The organism is Stenotrophomonas sp. CFBP 13718 (assembly GCF_014842145.1).
Lineage (GTDB): Bacteria > Pseudomonadota > Gammaproteobacteria > Xanthomonadales > Xanthomonadaceae > Stenotrophomonas.
Map to the genome: position 1 here is coordinate 55,151 of NZ_JACYVC010000014.1, position 18,533 is coordinate 73,683.

Annotated in this window: 15 protein-coding genes; 9 read left to right on the forward strand and 6 right to left on the reverse strand. The window is 65.2% G+C overall.

The features are described from left to right. Positions 1–5: 5 nt before the first annotated feature. On the reverse strand, positions 6–1,853 hold the full coding sequence (typA, locus tag IFT58_RS17370) for a translational GTPase TypA (protein WP_188324933.1): 1,848 nt from the start codon (positions 1,851–1,853) through the stop codon (positions 6–8). A 438-nt stretch (positions 1,854–2,291) separates the two neighbouring features. Between typA and IFT58_RS17375 the strand changes: the two genes are divergently transcribed. The 4 genes from IFT58_RS17375 to IFT58_RS17390 all read left to right on the forward strand — a co-directional run bounded on the left by IFT58_RS17375 (position 2,292) and on the right by IFT58_RS17390 (position 8,003). Next, entirely contained in the window at positions 2,292–2,789 is a 498-nt protein-coding gene (locus IFT58_RS17375) for a peptidylprolyl isomerase (RefSeq protein WP_057687625.1), read from the forward strand. Between the two features lie 118 nt (positions 2,790–2,907). After that, positions 2,908–3,894, forward strand: coding sequence for a malate dehydrogenase (locus IFT58_RS17380; protein ID WP_188324932.1), 987 nt, complete (start codon positions 2,908–2,910; stop codon positions 3,892–3,894). A 986-nt stretch (positions 3,895–4,880) separates the two neighbouring features. Further along, positions 4,881–6,761, forward strand: a complete 1,881-nt coding sequence (gene prpE, locus IFT58_RS17385) for a propionate--CoA ligase (protein ID WP_192096302.1) — start codon at positions 4,881–4,883, stop codon at positions 6,759–6,761. A 156-nt stretch (positions 6,762–6,917) separates the two neighbouring features. Further along, positions 6,918–8,003 (forward strand): suppressor of fused domain protein, encoded by a 1,086-nt coding sequence (locus IFT58_RS17390; protein ID WP_342029584.1) that lies wholly within the window; start codon positions 6,918–6,920, stop codon positions 8,001–8,003. A 37-nt stretch (positions 8,004–8,040) separates the two neighbouring features. On the opposite strand, the gene IFT58_RS17395 is transcribed toward IFT58_RS17390, so the two are convergent. From IFT58_RS17395 to IFT58_RS17410, 4 genes are all read right to left on the reverse strand, one after another. Further along, positions 8,041–8,652, reverse strand: a complete 612-nt coding sequence (locus IFT58_RS17395; RefSeq protein ID WP_192096304.1) for a glutathione S-transferase N-terminal domain-containing protein — start codon at positions 8,650–8,652, stop codon at positions 8,041–8,043. Positions 8,653–8,744: 92 nt separating this feature from the next. Next, the gene (locus IFT58_RS17400; RefSeq protein ID WP_188324929.1) at positions 8,745–9,203 is read right to left on the reverse strand and encodes a cell wall hydrolase; all 459 of its coding nucleotides are present in this window, start codon (positions 9,201–9,203) and stop codon (positions 8,745–8,747) included. Positions 9,204–9,505: 302 nt separating this feature from the next. Continuing rightward, positions 9,506–11,536: an NADPH-dependent 2,4-dienoyl-CoA reductase gene (locus IFT58_RS17405; RefSeq protein ID WP_192096306.1), complete on the reverse strand. Its 2,031-nt coding sequence runs from the start codon at positions 11,534–11,536 to the stop codon at positions 9,506–9,508. 520 nt (positions 11,537–12,056) lie between these two features. Then, positions 12,057–12,674: a hypothetical protein gene (locus IFT58_RS17410; RefSeq protein WP_192096308.1), complete on the reverse strand. Its 618-nt coding sequence runs from the start codon at positions 12,672–12,674 to the stop codon at positions 12,057–12,059. A 568-nt stretch (positions 12,675–13,242) separates the two neighbouring features. On the opposite strand from IFT58_RS17410, the gene IFT58_RS17415 reads away from it, so the two are divergent. From IFT58_RS17415 to IFT58_RS17430, 4 genes are all read left to right on the forward strand, one after another. Next, positions 13,243–14,343: an OmpA family protein gene (locus tag IFT58_RS17415; RefSeq protein ID WP_192080884.1), complete on the forward strand. Its 1,101-nt coding sequence runs from the start codon at positions 13,243–13,245 to the stop codon at positions 14,341–14,343. A 228-nt stretch (positions 14,344–14,571) separates the two neighbouring features. Then, positions 14,572–15,087, forward strand: a complete 516-nt coding sequence (locus IFT58_RS17420) for a hypothetical protein (RefSeq protein WP_192080885.1) — start codon at positions 14,572–14,574, stop codon at positions 15,085–15,087. A 19-nt stretch (positions 15,088–15,106) separates the two neighbouring features. Then, the gene (locus IFT58_RS17425) at positions 15,107–15,919 is read left to right on the forward strand and encodes a pseudouridine synthase (protein ID WP_192096309.1); all 813 of its coding nucleotides are present in this window, start codon (positions 15,107–15,109) and stop codon (positions 15,917–15,919) included. An 87-nt stretch (positions 15,920–16,006) separates the two neighbouring features. Then, positions 16,007–16,261, forward strand: a complete 255-nt coding sequence (locus IFT58_RS17430; protein WP_192080887.1) for a hypothetical protein — start codon at positions 16,007–16,009, stop codon at positions 16,259–16,261. An 86-nt stretch (positions 16,262–16,347) separates the two neighbouring features. Here IFT58_RS17430 and kbl read toward each other — a convergent pair whose 3' ends face one another. Beyond that, a complete protein-coding gene (gene kbl, locus IFT58_RS17435; protein WP_192096310.1) occupies positions 16,348–17,550 on the reverse strand; it encodes a glycine C-acetyltransferase in 1,203 nt (400 codons plus the stop codon). Between the two features lie 198 nt (positions 17,551–17,748). Between kbl and IFT58_RS17440 the strand changes: the two genes are divergently transcribed. Then, entirely contained in the window at positions 17,749–18,441 is a 693-nt protein-coding gene (locus IFT58_RS17440; RefSeq protein WP_188324922.1) for a TorF family putative porin, read from the forward strand. Positions 18,442–18,533 lie beyond the last annotated feature (92 nt).

Sequence of the window (18,533 nt, forward strand, 5' to 3'; positions counted from 1 at the left end):
TCGGCTCAGCCGCCGCGCGATGCCTTCTTGCGGTCGCTTTCGGTCAGCCCCTTCTTGCGCAGGCGGATTTCCTTCGGCGTGATTTCAACCAGCTCGTCGTCTTCGATGAAGTCCAGTGCCTGTTCCAGCGAGTACTTGATCGCCGGGGTCAGCTGGATCGCATCGTCCTTGCCCGAAGCGCGCATGTTGGTCAGCGGCTTGGTCTTGATGGCATTGACGGTGAGGTCGTTGTCCTTGGAGTGGATGCCGATCAACTGACCTTCATACACGTTGTCGCCTTCAGCAGCGAACAGCTTGCCGCGTTCCTGCAGCGGCCCCAGGGAATACGCCGGGGTGGCACCCGGTGCGTTGGCGATCATGACGCCGTTCTGGCGCTTGGCGATCGAACCCTGTTCCTTCGGACCGTAGTGGTCGAACACGTGGAACAGCAGGCCCGAACCCTGGGTCAGGGTCTTGAACTCGTTCTGGAAACCGATCAGGCCACGGGCCGGGATCTGGTACTCCAGGCGCACACGGCCCTTGCCGTCCGGTTCCATGTTCTTCAGCTGGCCCTTGCGGGTACCCAGCTTTTCCATGACGCCGCCCTGATGCTGTTCTTCGATGTCCACCACCAGCTGCTCGATCGGCTCCATGGCCTGGCCGTCGATCTGCTTGATGATGACTTCCGGGCGCGACACGGCCAGCTCGTAGCCTTCACGACGCATGTTCTCGATCAGCACCGACAGGTGCAGCTCGCCACGGCCGGAGACCAGGAACTTGTCGGCGTCTTCCAGCTGTTCCACCTTCAGGGCCACGTTGTGCACCTGCTCGCGGTCCAGGCGATCCTTGATCTGGCGGCTGGTCAGGAACTTGCCACCGGACAGGTCCTTGTTGCCGGCGAACGGCGAGTTGTTGACCTGGAAGGTCATCGAGATCGTCGGCTCGTCGACGGTCAGCGCCGGCAGCGCTTCCGGGGTGTCCGGATGGCACAGCGTGTCGGAGATGGTCAGTTCCTGGATGCCGGAGATGGCGACGATGTCACCGGCCTCGGCAGTGTCCTGCTCGATGCGCTCCAGGCCGAGGAAGCCCAGTACCTGCGCCACCTTGCCGTTGCGCTTCTTGCCTTCACGGTCGATCACCGCGACCTGCATGTTCTTCTTCAGGGTGCCGCGCTGGATGCGGCCGATGCCGATCACGCCCACGAAGTTGTTGTAGTCCAGCTGGCTGATGCGCATCTGGAACGGGCCGTCCGGATCGACTTCCGGCATCGGCGCGTGCTGCATGATCGCTTCGTACAGCGGGGTCATGTCGCCGTCGCGCACGGTGTCTTCCAGGCCGGCGTAGCCGTTCAGGGCCGACGCGTAGACGATCGGGAAGTCCAGCTGCTCATTGGTCGCGCCGAGCTTGTCGAACAGGTCGAACACCTGGTCGATCACCCACTCCGGACGCGAGCCCGGGCGGTCGACCTTGTTGACCACGACGATCGGCTTGAAGCCCATCGCGAAGGCCTTCTGGGTGACGAAGCGGGTCTGCGGCATCGGGCCGTCCATCGCGTCGACGAGGATCAGCACGGTGTCGACCATCGACAGCACGCGCTCCACTTCGCCGCCGAAGTCGGCATGTCCGGGGGTATCGACGATGTTGATCCGGTTCTTGACGCCGGTCTTTTTGTCTTCCCAGGTGATGGCCGTGTTCTTGGCCAGGATGGTGATGCCGCGTTCCTTTTCCTGATCGTTGCTGTCCATCACGCGCTCGGCGAGGACGGTGCGTTCGGACAGGGTGCCGGACTGCTTCAGCAGCTGATCGACCAGGGTGGTCTTACCATGGTCGACGTGCGCGACGATGGCGATGTTGCGAAGATTTTCGATGGACATGCGAAAGGGGGCCAGTCGGCGCCGGATTTGGAAAAAGAAGTCCATCATCATACCTCGAACTGACCGTTTCGCGAAAAACCCGTTTCAGTCTTCCCCAGATGCCCATTCAGCCAAGGCCGCCGGCCACCCCAGGACAGGCTCCGCAGCCGTAGCCCTGACCCTCGCTTCTGCTTTCGCGCTGGCCTTTTCCTCCCACCGCAGCGGCCATCTGTCTGGCGGGGTGGGAGGGGGCGGTGCGGGGCCGTTAGAGCCGCATGGATGCGGCGACGAGCCTACAGGGAGGTATTCACGGCGTGCCCCGCACCGGCCCCTCCCACCTCGCCCTCCAAGAAGACAGAACCGCTGCAAAACCTTCAACGATCGTCGTACCCGCGAGCGAAACGGGACGGGTGTAAACTTGGGAGCTGGACCTTTCCCACCCGAATTCCAAGGATCTTCATGTCCCTCATCGCTACGTTCGACACCACCCAGGGCCCGATCAAGGTCGAGCTGTTCGCCGACAAGGCACCGCTGACCGTCGCCAACTTCGTGAACCTGGTAAAGCACGGCTTCTACGACGGCCTGGTCTTCCACCGCGTCATCGCCGATTTCATGATCCAGGGCGGCTGCCCGCGCGGCCAGGGCACCGGCGACGCAGGCTACAAGTTCGAAGATGAAAAGAACGGCGTGAAGCACCAGGTGGGTTCGCTGTCCATGGCCAATGCCGGACCGAACACCAACGGCAGCCAGTTCTTCATCACCCACATCAAGACCGACTGGCTGGACGGCAAGCACACCGTGTTCGGCCAGGTGCTGGAAGGCCAGGCCATCGTGGATTCGGTCAAGCAGGGCGACGTCATCCATTCGATCACCCTGGAAGGCGATACCGATGCCGTGCTGGCCGCCAAGGCCGACCGCGTCGCCGAGTGGAACAAGTCGATTCCCTCGCGCGCCTGATCCCCTTTTGAAACGGCCACCCCTGCGGTGGCCGTTTTCATGATCCCCGCCGCCTGCCAGGCCGCCCGGCCACGCCCGCGGTTCATCTCCAACGCTCGCAAGCTAGAGGAAACCCCCCATGAAAGCACCTGTTCGTGTTGCCGTGACCGGCGCTGCCGGCCAGATCGGCTATGCCCTGCTGTTCCGCATCGCCTCCGGCGAAATGCTCGGCAAGGACCAGCCGGTCATCCTGCAGCTGCTGGAACTGCCCGTTGAAAAGGCCCAGGCCGCGCTGAAGGGCGTGATCATGGAGCTGGAAGACTGCGCGTTCCCGCTGCTGGCTGGCATCGTCGGTACCGATGACGCCGAAGTGGCGTTCAAGGACATCGACGTGGCCCTGCTGGTCGGTGCCCGTCCGCGTGGCCCGGGCATGGAGCGCGCCGACCTGCTGCTGGAAAACGCGAAGATCTTCACCGCCCAGGGCGCTGCGCTGAACAAGGTCGCCAAGCGCGACGTGAAGGTGCTGGTGGTCGGCAATCCGGCGAACACCAACGCCTACATCGCGATGAAGTCGGCGCCGGACCTCAACCCGCGCAACTTCACCGCCATGCTGCGCCTGGACCACAACCGTGCCCTGAGCCAGCTGTCGACCAAGATCGGCAAGCCGGTCGGCGGCATGGAAAAGCTGGTGGTATGGGGCAACCACAGCCCGACCATGTACCCGGATTACCGCTTCGCCACTGCCGATGGCGCGTCCATCGGCGAAGCGATCAATGACCAGGACTGGAACGCCAGCACCTTCATCCCGACCGTGGGCAAGCGCGGCGCGGCGATCATCGAAGCGCGTGGCTCGTCCTCGGCGGCGTCGGCAGCCAACGCGGCCATCGACCACGTGCGCGACTGGGTGCTGGGCAGCAACGGCAAGTGGGTCACCATGGGCGTGCCGTCCGACGGCTCCTACGGGATCCCGGAAGGCGTGATCTTCGGCTTCCCGGTGACCACCGAGAACGGCGAGTACACCCTGGTCAAGGATCTGCCGATCGACGACTTCAGCAAGAAGTACATCGACAAGACCCTGGCCGAGCTGGAAGAAGAGCGTTCGGCCGTGGCCCACCTGCTGGGCTGAGCCATCGCTGCGCAGTGAGAAGACGCCGGGCCTGTCCCGGCGTTTTTTTTTGCGCGTAGGGATGTCGGCGAACGGGTGAGCCCCCCTCGCGACGGGCTTTCGAGCTGGAGCCTCGGCTTGGGCCGGGCGGTGAGGCTGGTCGGGGGACGCGCACAAGTACGTCCATGTAGCGCTCGTTTCGCGCCATCCATGGCGCTCAACGCCCCCGCCCAGCCTCACCGCCCGGCCCCTGACAGGGTTCCGTGGCCGCCCGCCGCGTATGAAAAAAAAGAAAAAGCGGTAGCGCCGACCCATGGTCGGCGAGAAGCGGGCCGTTGGCGGAAACATTCCGCCGACCATGGATCGGCTCTACCGATGCCCGTAGGGAAAATGTTTACTGCCCCCCGCCCAGCCCCTGACAGGTTCCGTGGCCGCCCGCCGCGTATGAAAAAAGAAGAAAAAGCGGTAGCGCCGACCCATGGTCGGGGCGCAGCGGGCCGTTGGCGGGAACATTCCGCCGACCATGGGTCGGCGCTACAGATGCCCGCAGGGAAAATATTTACTGTCCCCCGCCCATCCGCCGACAGGTTCCGTGGCCGCCCGCCGCGTATGAAAAAGAGAAAAAGCGGTAGCGCCGACCCATGGTCGGCGAGCGCAGCGGGCCGTTGGCGGAAACATTCCGCCGACCATGGGTCGGCGCTACAGATTCAAAGGCCACCCTGGACCTGTCCAAGGTGGGGCGGGGTGGGGTGGCGGGGGTGTTGAGCGCCATGGATGGCGCGAAACAAGGCACGCATGGATGCAGCCCTTGCCGTCCCCCGCCATCCCACCCCGCCCCGCCAACAAGCAGCCCTGCAGCCTTTGACGTTGACGTTGACGTTGACGTTGCCTCTGCGGGTGCCGGGCGCAGCCCGGCAACCACACCCCCTACGACCAAGGTCGGGGCGTTCGCGCCGCGGCTGGCGCACTATGCTCGATCCCATGACTTTGTCTGGGAGGGCTGTGTCATGGACTACGAAGAAACCTACCGCCGTTCGATCGACGAACCGGAGGAATTCTGGGGCGAGGAAGCCAATCGCATCTATTGGCACAAGAAACCGCAACAGGTGCTCGACTACAGCAACCCCCCATTCCGGCGCTGGTATGTCGGCGGTGAAACCAACCTCTGTTACAACGCCGTCGATCGCCATCTCGACGAGCGCGGCGAGCAGCTCGCCTTGGTGGCGGTGTCCACCGAAACCGGGGTGACCCGCGAGATCACCTACCGGCAGCTCTATCGCGAGGTCAACGACTTCGCTGCCGTGCTGAAGCATCTCGGCGTGGGCCACGGTGACCGCGTGGTGATCTACATGCCCAACATGGCCGAAGCCGTGTTCGCCATGCTCGCCTGTGCCCGCATCGGGGCGGTGCACTCGGTGGTGTTCGGTGGCTTCGCCGCCCATAACCTGGCGCTGCGCATCGACGATGCCGCACCCAAGCTGCTGATCGCTGCCGATGCCGGCATGCGAGGCGGCAAGGTGATCCCGTATAAAGCGCTGGTCGATGCCGCCTGCGCGGAGGCACACAATCCACCGCCGCACGTACTGATCGTATCGCGGGGTCTGGACCCGGCCGAGCCGCGCGTACCAGGCCGCGACGTCGACTACGCCAGCCTGCGCGCCGAGCACGGTGGGGCCGAGGTGCCCGTGCAGTGGCTGGAGTCCAGCGAGCCGAGCTATCTGCTGTATACCTCCGGCACCACCGGCAAGCCCAAGGGCGTGCAGCGGGACGTGGGCGGCTACGCGGTCGCCATGGCGCAGTCGATGCAGACCGTGTTCGATTGCCAGCCCGGCCAGGTGATGTTCTCCACCTCCGATGTCGGCTGGGCGGTCGGGCATTCCTACAACGTCTACGGGCCGCTCATCGGCGGCTGCACGTCGCTGTTGTACGAAGGCCTGCCGACCCGTCCGGATCCGGGCATCTGGTGGGCGCTCTGCGAGCAGTACAACGTGCGCACGCTGTTCTCCTCGCCGACGGCCATCCGCGTACTGAAGAAGCACGATGTCGATTTCATCCGTCGCCATGACCTGCAGGCGCTCAAGTACATCTTCCTCGCCGGCGAGCCGCTGGATGAGCCCACCGCGCACTGGGCCAACGATGCGCTGGGCAAGCCGATCATCGACAACTACTGGCAGACCGAAACCGGTTGGCCAGCCTTGACCCTGCTGCCGGGGCTGGACATGAAGCCGGTGCGGTTCGGCTCGCCCGGTTTCCCCAACCTGGGCTACCGGATGAAGGTCATCGATGAGAACACCGGGGCCGAAGTAGCGGCGGGGCAGAAGGGCGTGCTGGTGATGTCGCCGCCGTTGCCACCGGGGTGCATGACCACGGTGTGGAACGACGACGCCCGATTCCTGCAAAGCTATTTCAGCCACTTCAAGGAGCTGCTGTACAGCTCGTTGGATTGGGCGATCCGTGACGAGGACGGGTACACCTTCATCCTCGGCCGCACCGACGATGTGATCAACGTGGCCGGGCACCGGTTGGGCACGCGCGAGATCGAAGAGGCCATCTCCGGTCACCCACGCGTGGCCGAAGCGGCGGTCATCGGCGTCAAGGATGAGCTCAAGGGACAGGTGCCCCTGGTGTTCGTCACCCTGAAGCAAGGACTGGCAGGCGAGGACCCGGCGCAGGTCATCAGTGAAATGATGGCCGCGGTGACGGCGTCGCTCGGCGCCATCGCACGGCCCGCGCACATCCACCTGGTCAATGCATTGCCGAAGACACGATCCGGCAAACTGCTGCGACGCTCGCTGCAGGCCTTGGCAGAGGAACGTGACCCGGGCGATCTGTCCACCTTGGACGACCCTGCCGCGCTGGATGAGATCAGGCGCGTGCTGCGCACCTGATGCGCGGGAGACCGGTCATTCGTGGCCGGTTCCTCGCACGGTGTAAATCGTGCTGGCACGACATGCGGTATTGTTGAATCGACATGAGCCTGTTCCGACATGGAAAAGCGGCGCGCGTGAGCTAAAGTGGGCGCACCCAGCGGCACAGGTTGATCCGTGAAGACCCTTTCCTCTTGCGAAGTGGTTACGACAATGCCGGTGGACGACGCGACGCCCGGTTGGGACGCCATCAACGGTGCGCTCGGCTCCCTTTACGCTGACCAACAGGCGCGGCACTTTGGTGCCGCATTGGCATGGACATTGGGCGGGAAGGACCCGCTTGATGGAATCAGCGTTTATTGGAGCGAGGCCGGGCGACCGCATTGGCATTACGTCAGCTACGGGCTGTCGGAGTTGTTCGACAAGCAGAGTGAGGATCCGGACGTCAGTGGCTTCGGCTTCGAGTTGACCTTCCGGCTCGCCGCGCCTGCCGGTGCCGGCCCGGCCGATCCGCCGCCGACGTGGCCGATGAACCTGCTGCAGAATCTTGCCCGCTATGTGTTCCAGACCGGCAACACCTTCGAAGCGGGCCATCATCTTGATGCGCACGGACCGATCGCCGCAGATCGGGCCACCCTGCTGCACCATGTCGCCTTCATCGAAGACCCGCAGTTGCCTGCCCGCGACACGGTCAATGGTCGCCTGGCGTTCCTGCAGGTGGTGGGGCTGACGGCGGACGAGGTCGAGGCGATGCGGCGCTGGAACAGCGAGGCGATGCTGCACGCCATGGCAGCGGCCATGCCGTTGTGGATCACCGACATCGCGCGTTCTTCATTGCTGGATGATCCGGCGCTGTCGGCCGTGGCCGCGCAGGGGAGCGAGCAGCACGGGTCCAGCACCGGCCTGCTGCTGCTGGAGACGCTGGACTGGCGCGTCGACGGCGATACGACGACGCTGGTGCTCGGTGTCGGCCAGGTGGCCAGTGTGCGCGAGTTGCTGGGACTGCGCCTGGGGCATGGGAGGCCACTGGTGCTGGCCAGCGGCGCACGCCAGTGGGAGTTCCTGCCCGGCGCGCAGGAAGCACTGGAGCCCGGCGATGACAGTGCGCGCTGCACGCTGGATGCGGCGGGCCTGCGCGCGCTGCTGGCGTGCCTGGAGCAGCCCTGCGGACGCTATCCCGTTCCGGGTACCCACATGGTGCTGGAGATCGTGCCGACGCTGTTGCGCGACGCGCAGGGCCGGGTCGTCCGCGAAATCGGGTAATCGGCCGGACCCGCTGTCGCGGGCCCGGCGCGGTGCCTTACGACAGGCCTTCGGCGTTCAGCGCGGCCTGCACGCCGCTGTCGGCTTCCATGCGCGTGGTGTACGCCGCCAGGTTGTCCAGGCCGGACAGATCCACCTTCAGGCCGGAAGCCCAGCGCAGGGTGATGTAGAAGTAGGGGTCAGCGTAGCTGCGGAAGCCGGCCAGCCAGGGCTTGTCGGCCAACTGTCGGTCGGCCTGTTCGAACAGGCTGCGCAGGCGCTTGTGCGCGGCATCGGCCAGCGCGCCTTTCTGCCCTTCGTCGGCGATGAAGGCGGCGGGCGCGAACAGCGGCTTGAACGCCGGATGCAGATCCGAGTTGACGAAAGCCAGCCAGCGGGTGGCTTCGGCGCGCTGGCGCGGGCTGCCATCGCCCGCCAGACCCGCCTGCGGACGCGTATCGGCGATGTATCCCAGGATGGCCGCATTCTGGGTCAGCACGAAATCACCATCGACCAGCGCGGGCACGGAGCCGGCGGGATTGATCTTCAGGAACTCCGCGCCCTTCAGGGTTTCCCGCGTCAGCAGCTCGACCTCGAACGGCTGGCCGGTCCAGCGCAGCGCGATGTGGTCAGCGGTGGAACAGGCGCCTGGCTTGCTGTACAGCTTCATGGAAGGTCTCCGCACGGGGGGTGATGGCTCTGGGGCCGTCACTATCGCGGAGCCCGGCGCGCGGAGCAATGGCGCGCGGGGGCAACAGTCCGTTACGACGAGCGCGGCTTCAGACTCTGCACCTTATAGAAGGTGTGGTCGCCGATCGTTGCCACCTGGTAGGCGTTGCGCCAGCTCGGGCTGGCGATGGACAGCGCCGCGAAATGGCTCGCACCGGGCACGATTTCCTTGCGCTGGTTCAGCGGCAGGGCCCAGTTGCGTTCAGCATCGAAGGCGACCGTCATGGCTTCCCGCCATGCCGCGTCGTTGGCCAACTGCGTGCCGGGCGCGACGATGGTCGGGGCGAACTGCTTGCGTGCGGTCACCACCTGGCACATCGAATCGCCCCACAGCCCGCTGTCACGGCGGCGCAGGGCAACCTCGGCAACGGCCTGCTGTCCGCGAACGGTCTGGTCGCGTGCTTCCAGGTACACCGTCGTGCTCAGGCACAACGAATCGGCGGCCGGCTGCGGCAACAACTGCGACAGCCAGAGAATCCAGGCCAGTTTCATATCACTCCTTGCTCCGTGTGGGCCGCACCTGCCATGTCCGCCGGCATAGGGGCCGGGGGAGGGGCGAAGGCGCGACTTGGCGTCATGGGGAGGCAACCATCGGGGTCGCCCCGTGGGCAGCCCCAAGCGAGAAGATCGATGATCGATCCGGGGGGCCGCACCTGCTCACCGGAACTGGGTGGTGAGCGGGAAAGTTGGCGCAAGGTAAGGGGGTATTTCCCAACGCGTCCTGAACCGCGCCGGTTGACATTCAGGTTCGGGGCAGTGCCGGAACAGCTTCACGGATGCCCCTATTCAGTTTTCTATAGTGCCGCTGCGAGGCGACTGCCCTGATCTATCGCACGCTTGGCATCCAGCTCTGCCGCCACATCCGCACCGCCGATGACGTGTGTGCGGATGCCCGCGGTCGTCAAGGAATCCAGCAGGGTGCGGTTCGATTCCTGGCCAGCACAGATGACGACATGGTCGACGTCCAGCCGCTGTTCCACGCCCTCGAAGCGGATGTTCAACCCTGCATCGTCGACGCCCAGGTATTCGACGCCGCCCAGCATCGTCACGCCCTTGGCCTTCAGCGTGGCGCGATGGATCCAGCCGGTGGTCTTGCCCAGCCGTGCACCCGGTCGGCCTGGGCTGCGCTGCAGCAGCCACAGCTTGCGCGGTGACGGTTCGGGATGCGGGCGGGACAGCGCACCACGGGATTCGTACATCGCATCCACCCCCCATTCGGTCATCCAGCGCTCGACGTCCAGCGCCGGCGACGGGCCGGCATGGCTGAGGAACTCGCCCACGTCGAAGCCGATGCCACCGGCGCCGATGATCGCCGCGCGCGGGCCCACCGTGACGCGGCCGAGCACCACGTCCAGGTAGTCCACCACCTTGGCGTGGTCGGCCCCCGGGAAGTCGACCCGGCGCGGGGTGATGCCGGTGGCCAGCACGATCTCGTCGAAGCCGGCCAGTTGGGCGGCATCGGCCCGGGTGCCCAGCCGCACCTCGACGCCGGTTTCGTCCAGCCGGTTGCGGAAGTAGCGCAGGGTCTCGTGGAACTCTTCCTTGCCCGGGATGCGCTTGGCGACGTTGAACTGGCCGCCGATCTCGTCGGCCGCATCGAACAGCGTGACACGGTGGCCGCGCCCGGCCGCCACCGTGGCGCAGGCCAGGCCGGCGGGGCCGGCACCGACCACGGCCACCTTTTTCGGGCTCGTGGTGGGGCGATAGACCAGTTCGGTTTCGTGCGCGGCGCGAGGGTTCACCAGGCAGCTGGCCAGCTTGTTCTCGAAGACATGGTCCAGGCACGCCTGGTTGCAGGCGATGCAGGTGTTGATGCGATCCGGACGTCCGGCGCGGGCCTTGTTGGCCCACTGCGGATCGGCCAACAGCGGCCGCGCCAGCGACACCAGGTCGGCCCCACCGCCGGCGAGGATGCGCTCGGCCACGTCGGGCATGTTGATGCGGTTGCTGGCGACCACCGGAACGCTTACGTGCGGCTTGAGCTTGGCGGTCACCCCGGCGAACGCGCCGCGCGGTACCGATGTCGCGATGGTGGGGATGCGCGCCTCGTGCCAGCCGATGCCCGAATTGATGATCGTCGCGCCCGCCGCCTCGATGGCTTTTGCCTGCAGGACGATCTCCTCCCAGTCGCTGCCGTCGGTCACCAGATCAACCAGCGACAAACGATAGATGATGATGAAGTCAGGCCCACAGGCTTCGCGGATGCGGCGCACGATTTCCACGGCGAAGCGCATGCGCTGGCGGGCGTCGCCGCCCCATTGATCGGTACGCGCATTGGTGCGCGGGGCGATGAATTCGTTGATGAGGTAGCCCTCCGACCCCATCACTTCCACGCCGTCATAACCGGCCTCACGTGCCAGCCGCGCGCTGTTCGCGTAGTCGCCGATATGGCGCTCCACGCCACGCGCAGACAGGGCACGCGGGGTGAACGGATTGATCGGTGCCTTGAGCTTCGACGGTGCAACCGAGAGCGGGTGATAGGCATAGCGACCCGCATGCAACAACTGCAGGCAGATCTTCGCGCCATGCTGGTGGGCGGCCGCCGTGAGCTGGCGATGCGGGCGTACTTCCCATGGCCAGGACAGTTTGCCGCCGAACGGCTTCAACCAACCGACCACGTTCGGCGCAAAGCCGCCGGTGACGATCAGGCCCACACCGCCTTCGGCCCGCTCGGCGAAATAGGCGGCCAGGCGCGGGAAATCGCGCGCGCGGTCTTCGAGCCCGGTATGCATGGATCCCATCAAGACCCGGTTGCGCAGCTGGGTGAAGCCCAGGTCGAGCGGGGTGAACAGGTGGGGATAGGCGCTGTCGCTGGCTGGCGTCATCGTGGATACGCTTGCGTACGGAAGCAGTCAGCGTGCCGGGAAACGCCGCAGGTAGCAAGATGCGACGCCGCATCGCCTGCGGGAGGGCGGGATGTGCCATGTGACGCTGGATCGCCTGCGCGGGGGAGGGGTACCCCTGCGATACCGCATCGCGTGCGGGTGGGTGGGCTATGTCATGCGATGCCGCATCACGTGTGGGTGGGTGGGCTGTGTCTTGCGATGCCGCATCACGTGCGGATGGCGGGGGGCTGTGTCATGCGATGCCGCATCACGTGCGGATGGGTGGGCTATGTCATGCGTTGCCGCATCACGTGCGGGTGGGTGGGCTATGTCATGCGTTGCCGCATCACGTGCGGGTAGAGGGCAGGGTAGAGCCGACTTCAGTCGGCTGCCGTTCAAACCGCAGCCGACTGAAGTCGGCTCTACCGTGGGGCGGAGGATCCCGCCGCAGCCGACTGAAGTCGGCTCTACCGCCGGGGCGGGGTGCGGAGGATCCAACGGCAGCCGACTGAAGTCGGCTCTACCGTGATGCGGCGGCGGCGGCGGGCAGCGGTCGGCCGATGCCGAACCATCGCAGGGTTACGCCGCACAGGGGGCCGATCAGCAGCGCGAACGCCAGTGTGCCCACCCCGACATCGCCGCCCAGCAGCCATCCCATCAGCAGGGCGCTGCCTTCAATCAGGCTGCGCACCTGCCAGATCGGCCAGCCGGTACGCGTGTGGAGTCCTGTCATCAGGCCATCGCGAGGGCCGGGCCCCAGCCGTGCGCCGATGTAGAAACCAGTGGCGATGGCTACGAGCAGCAGACCGGACAGGAAAAGAGGCAGCTGCAGCCACAGCGTGTCCACAGGGGGCAGGAGCCACAGGCCCACCTGTGCGGAAGGGCCGATCAGCAGCACGTTGAGGACCGTGCCCACTCCGGGCTTCTGCCTGAGCGGCCACCACAGCACCAGCACCACGGCACCGATCACGTTGGTCGCCAGGCCAAACGACAGCGGTGAATGTGCGGCGATGCCTTGTGAGAGGACATCCCACGGCGCCACCCCGATGCCGGCACGCACCATCAGTGCGATGCCGATGCCATACAGAAACAGGCCGAGCACGAGTTGGATCAAGCGCATCAGAAGAGAGGAGGGCATGGGGACCGTATCCGGAGAGCTGTAGCGACAATAGGTGCTGCCCTCATGCAGCAACAGATACAGACAGTGGCAAATATGACGAGACAGCGTCCGACCGGCCGCCGCCGCATCGGCTGGAGCGGCCTGGCGCGTGCACGCGGCGGAAATCCAAGGAAAAACGCATCGCAGAACGGGACGCAGCGCGCCTGACAAATGTGAACTGGCGCGTCGATTGGACGTGATCAGTACCGCAACACGGTTCAGCTGCGAGCGCGCGATAAAGTTCCTCACCGCACCGCCTGCGCGCTGAACGCTTGACATCCTGGGATGGCAGAATCTCCCGCTGCAACCCTGAAGCTCGGGAAAACCCTTGCCCTGCCTGCCTGTTGCGGTTTTTCATGATCCTGTATAGGGTGCAACCGCCGGTCCGGTAGAGGCCCGGCACCCGGTTTCACATGTTACGGGACTGTTAACATGACCTTCACTCGCCTGAGCATAATGTTCGCGGCGGTGGCGTGCTGAATCGGCTGTCGTAGTGCTGGCCCATGCCTCTACCGGTTTCATACCCCCGATATAGGAGCTGTACTCAATGAACAAGAAGATTCTTACCGCCGCGCTGCTGGGCGGCCTGGCTTTCGCCCAGGCTGCATCCGCACAGTCCGGCCAGGAATTTGACGACCGCTGGTACCTGACCGGTTCGGCTGGCTTCAACTTCCAGGACAGCGACCGCACCACCAACGATGCTCCGTTCGTGACCCTGGGCCTGGGCAAGTTCATCAGCCCGAACTGGTCGCTCGACGGTGAGCTGAACTACCAGAACCCGAACTTCGATGCCAACCAGGACCTGAACTGGTCGCAGTACGGCGCGTCCGTCGACCTGCGTCGCCACTTCATCCAGGAAGGCCGTGGCTGGAACCCGTACCTGCTGTTCGGCCTGGGCTACCAGAAGTCGGAAGAAGAGTCGGCTGCCACCAGCGCGAACGGTCCGAACGAGCGTAAGGACGGCAACTTCGCCGCCAAGGCCGGTGTCGGCCTGCAGACCACCTTCGACAAGCGCGTTGCCGTGCGTGCCGAAGTGGCTTACCGCGCTGACTTCGACGACAAGAGCACCGCTGCTCCGTCGGAAGACTGGTTCGGCGACGTGCTGGCTTCGGTCGGCGTCGTGATTCCGCTGGGACCGGCTCCGGTCGCTGCAGTCGTGGCTCCGGCCCCGGTTGCTCCGAGCTGCGCCGACCTGGATGACGACGGTGACGGCGTCAACAACTGCGACGACAAGTGCCCGGATTCGCAGCCTGGCCAGACCATCGGTCCGGACGGTTGCCCGGTGCCGGTCTCCATCGATCTGAAGGGCGTGAACTTCGACTTCGATAAGGCCAACCTGCGTCCTGACGCGGTTGCGATCCTGAGCGAAGCCTCGCAGATCCTGACCCGTTACCCGGATCTGCGCGTTGAAGTCGCTGGTCACACCGACTCCAAGGGTACCGACGCGTACAACCAGAAGCTGTCCGAGCGTCGTGCTACCGCTGTGTACAACTACCTGACCTCGAACGGCGTCTCGGCGTCGCGTCTGACCGGCCCGATCGGTTATGGCGAGAGCCGCCCGATTGCTCCGAACACCAATGCTGATGGTTCGGACAACCCGGAAGGCCGTGCGAAGAACCGTCGTACCGAGCTGAACGTCCAGAACTAAGTTCTGACGCTTCACCGGCAAGACATAGCAGGACCCGGCTTCGGCCGGGTCTTGTTGTTTGTGGGGTCCGCAGCGGCAGGTCGGTTCGCCTGCGCTGGCTCCTGCACACCATTCGTCAGAAAACCGCAAAAAAACCAACAAGTTGCCGTATTCATTGAATGTAGGATCTTGAAAGCCGTTGTGTCGCTGTTAAACTCGGCGCACTTACCTCCTTTCTGGATGCTCCTCATGCTGCGCACTGCATCGGCCGCCGTCCTGGCGCTGGCCCTGGTCCCCGCTGCCCATGCCGCCGTCGATTGCTCGATCGGTGCCAGCGCGGCGCCCCTGCCGCTGCCTGCCACGGCCATCGCGCCGGTGGCCAGCGAGCTGTTTACCCGTAGTTCGCAGCTGGGCATGCCCGCTGGCGTGCTGACCAGCACCTACGAACAGACCCAGTCGCTGGACAGTGTGCTGCAGCGCCTGCGCATCGAAGGCTGCCAGAACGTCGCCAACGCCATGCCGAGCGCGCCGGCAGTGAAGCCGAACGATCCGGCGGCTTACAAGCCGCAGACCGAGTTCGACAACACGCCCTGGCGCTTTGACATGAGCCAGAACGGCAAGCGGATGACCGCCGATGAGTTCGACGCCTGGATGAAGTCGCGCGGTGTGCGCGTGGTCAAGCCGCGTGCGGCTGCTGCCACGGCCGTTGCCCCGGTTGCTCCAGTGGAAGCGGCTGCCGAGACCAAGCCGGTCGACAAGAAGTAAGCACGGAGGGGAGCAGGACATGCGGCCACGACGCCCGCCTGCCAACCCCGCTGCCCGCACCCACGCACCGCGTGGGCGTGCGACCCCCGCTGCCACTACAGGCGGCGTGCGCCATGGGTTGGCGCGTGTGCTGTCCAAGGCCGGTGTGTGCTCACGCACCGAGGCCGCGCGCTGGATCGCCGCCGGCCGTGTGAGCGTGGATGGACGCGTGGTCCATGACCCGGAGTTTCCGATCCTTGCCGGCCGCCACCACGTCAAGGTGGACGGCCAGCCGCTGGATGCCGCGCCGCGCATCTACCTCATGCTCAACAAGCCGCGTGGGCTGGTCACGACCGCCCAGGATGAGCAGGGGCGCGACACGGTGTATCGCTGCTTCGATGGCGCCGGCCTGCCGTGGCTGGCCCCGGTCGGGCGGCTGGACAAGGCCAGCGAGGGCCTGCTGCTTTTCAGCAATGACCCGCAGTGGGCTGCCGCCCTGATGGATCCGGCCACCGGCCCCGACAAGACCTATCACGTGCAGGTCGATGGCATTCCCGATGCGTCGATGCTGGCGGCGTTCTGTGCAGGCATCGAAGACGACGGCGAGTTCTTGGCCGCGCGCGCGGTGCAGGTGCTGCGCACGGGAGAAAAGACGGCCTGGCTGGAAGTGGTGCTCGAAGAAGGGCGCAATCGGCATATCCGTCGCCTGCTGGCGGCGTTTGACCTGCAGGTGCTGCGGCTGGTGCGGACCGGCATCGGCGGGCTGGTGCTCGGCGACCTGCCCAAAGGCCAGTGGCGACAACTGCAGCAAGAAGATCGGCGGCAACTGGAGGCCGTCGTGGTTCCGGGCTGAGACCCGCGGCCGGCGCGCGACGTCGGCCCCGTATCGGGCGCAGGGGGGCGCCCGGCTATTCGCATACCCTGCAACAGGAGTCACCGCATGAACCGCCACCGCACCCCGCTGATTCGAACCGCCGCGCTGCTGCTGCCCCTGGGCCTGCTGGCCGCGTGCAGCAGCAAGAAAGAGCTGGTCAAAGCGCCGGACCTGACGACTGACGACGTGGTGACCATCACCGTGCCCGACCTGGACGCCCGCGGCAGCTACCGTTTCACCATGACCGACGGCGAAAAGACCCTGTCCGCCGACGACTTCGACGCCTGGATGAAAGCCAACGGCATCCGGATCTCCAGGTAAAAAAAGGGGACGGAGGGGATTAAGTCGTTTTCGGCCTGCGTTGCAGCCGAAAACGACTTAATCCCCTCCGTCCCCTTTTTGTCGGGTCAGATCACGCCGAGTTCGCGGCCGATGCGGGTGAAGGCGTCGATGGCACGATCAAGGTGTGCGCGGGTATGGGCGGCACTGATCTGCGTGCGGATGCGCGCTTGGCCTTTGGGCACCACCGGGAAGAAGAATCCGATCGCGTAGATGCCTTCGTCCAGCAGGCGCTCGGCGAATTTCTGCGCAAGCGGTGCGTCGTACAGCATCACCGGGCTGATCGGATGCACGCCCGGCTTCACGTCGAATCCGGCAGCGACCATCTGCTCGCGAAAATAGGTTGTGTTGCTCACCAAGGTCTCGCGCAGGTCATCGGCGGCGGCCAGCATGTCGAAGGCTTTGATGCCGGCGGCGACCACGTGCGGTGGCAGCGAGTTGGAGAACAGGTACGGGCGCGAGCGCTGGCGCAGCAGTTCAATCACTTCGGCCCGGGCGGTGGTGAAACCACCCAGTGCGCCGCCCATGGCCTTGCCCAGCGTGCCGGTGATGATGTCGATCTTGTCCAGCACGCCCTTGACCTCGGCCGAGCCGCGGCCGGTCTTGCCCAGGAAACCGGTCGCATGGCATTCGTCGATGTGCACCAGCGCGCCGTACTTCTGTGCCAGTGCGGTGATCTCGTCGAGCGGCGCGATGAAGCCGTCCATCGAGAACACGCCATCGGTGGTGATCAGTTTGGTCCGGCAGCCCGCAGCGTCAGCGGCCTGCAGCTGGGCTTCCAGGTCGGCCATGTCGCAGTTGGCATAGCGGAAGCGCTTGGCCTTGCACAGGCGCACGCCATCGATGATCGAAGCGTGGTTCAGGCTGTCGGAGATGATCGCGTCATTTTCGCCGAGCAGTGGCTCGAACAGGCCGCCGTTGGCGTCGAAGCACGCGGCATACAGGATCGTGTCCTGCTTGCCGAAGAAACCGGCGATCTGCGCTTCCAGCTGCTTGTGCAGATCCTGGGTGCCGCAGATGAAACGCACCGAGGCCATGCCGAACCCGTGGCTGTCCAGCGCGTCTTTCGCGGCCTGGATCAGGTCGGGGTGGTCGGCCAGGCCCAGATAATTGTTCGCACAGAAGTTCAGCACCGTGCGGCCGTCGGCCAGGGTGATCTCCGCCGACTGCGGGCTGGTGATGATGCGCTCGGACTTGAACAGGCCCTGCGCGCGGATGGCATCCAGTTCGTCGGTGTAGTGGCGGGTCAGGTCGGACGAAGATTCAGTCATGGCAGCGGCGCGGCTCAACACAGGAAAACCGGGATTTTACCTGCCTCGCCCCGGTAGCGGCGGCCGGGGCTGGATCACGCACGTGTTGCGTTGCAATATCAAACAGGTTAAAAAACCGTGAACCGGTTGTTTTCCCACCACTGGTCCGCGCCACGCCCCATGTCCCTCCTCCCGCCATCGCCCCCCCCGGAGACGCCCATGAAGCACGCCGTTCGTTGTCTTGCCGCTGCTGCCGCCCTGTCCCTCGCCTCATTCGCCGCCAGTGCCCAGGAAGCTGAATCGCCCTACAGCTGGAACGTCACCGCCGTGTCCGATTACGTCTTCCGTGGCGTTTCGCAGACGGATGAAGACCCGACGCTGCAGGCAGGTTTCACCTACACCAGCCCGGTCGGTCTCTATGCCGGTGTGTGGGGGTCGGGTGTGGACTTCGGGCCGGGCGACCCGAGCACCGAGGTCGACTTCCTGATTGGGTATGGTCTGGATGTATCGGACAACGTCAATTTCGATGTGCTGTTCAACCGCTACACCTATCCCGGTGCCAGCGAGCTCAACTACAACGAGCTGATCACCACCACCACCTTCGCCGAGCAGTACAAGCTCACCGTGGCCTATACCAACGACCTGTCGGGTTCGGACACCAAGAGCTGGTACTACGCCGTGGGCGGTGAGTGGGCGCTGCCGCAGGACGTCACCCTGGCCGCCAATGTCGGCCGCACCTCGCTTGAAACCAATTACGGCAAGGACTACACCGATTTCAACATCGGCGTCAGCCGCCAGTTCGGCCTGTTCAACCTGGGCCTGGGGTATCACGGCACCGACGGTGCAGGCCGCGACAACAACGGCGACCTGGCCGACAACCGCGTGGTGTTCACGGTCGCCATCGGGAAGTAAGCACGCGGCGCCTGCGGGCGCAGCTGCAGCGAACGTCATGCACAACGAAAAAGGCGCCCTTGCGGGCGCCTTTTTTCATGCGGCTGAGGTGA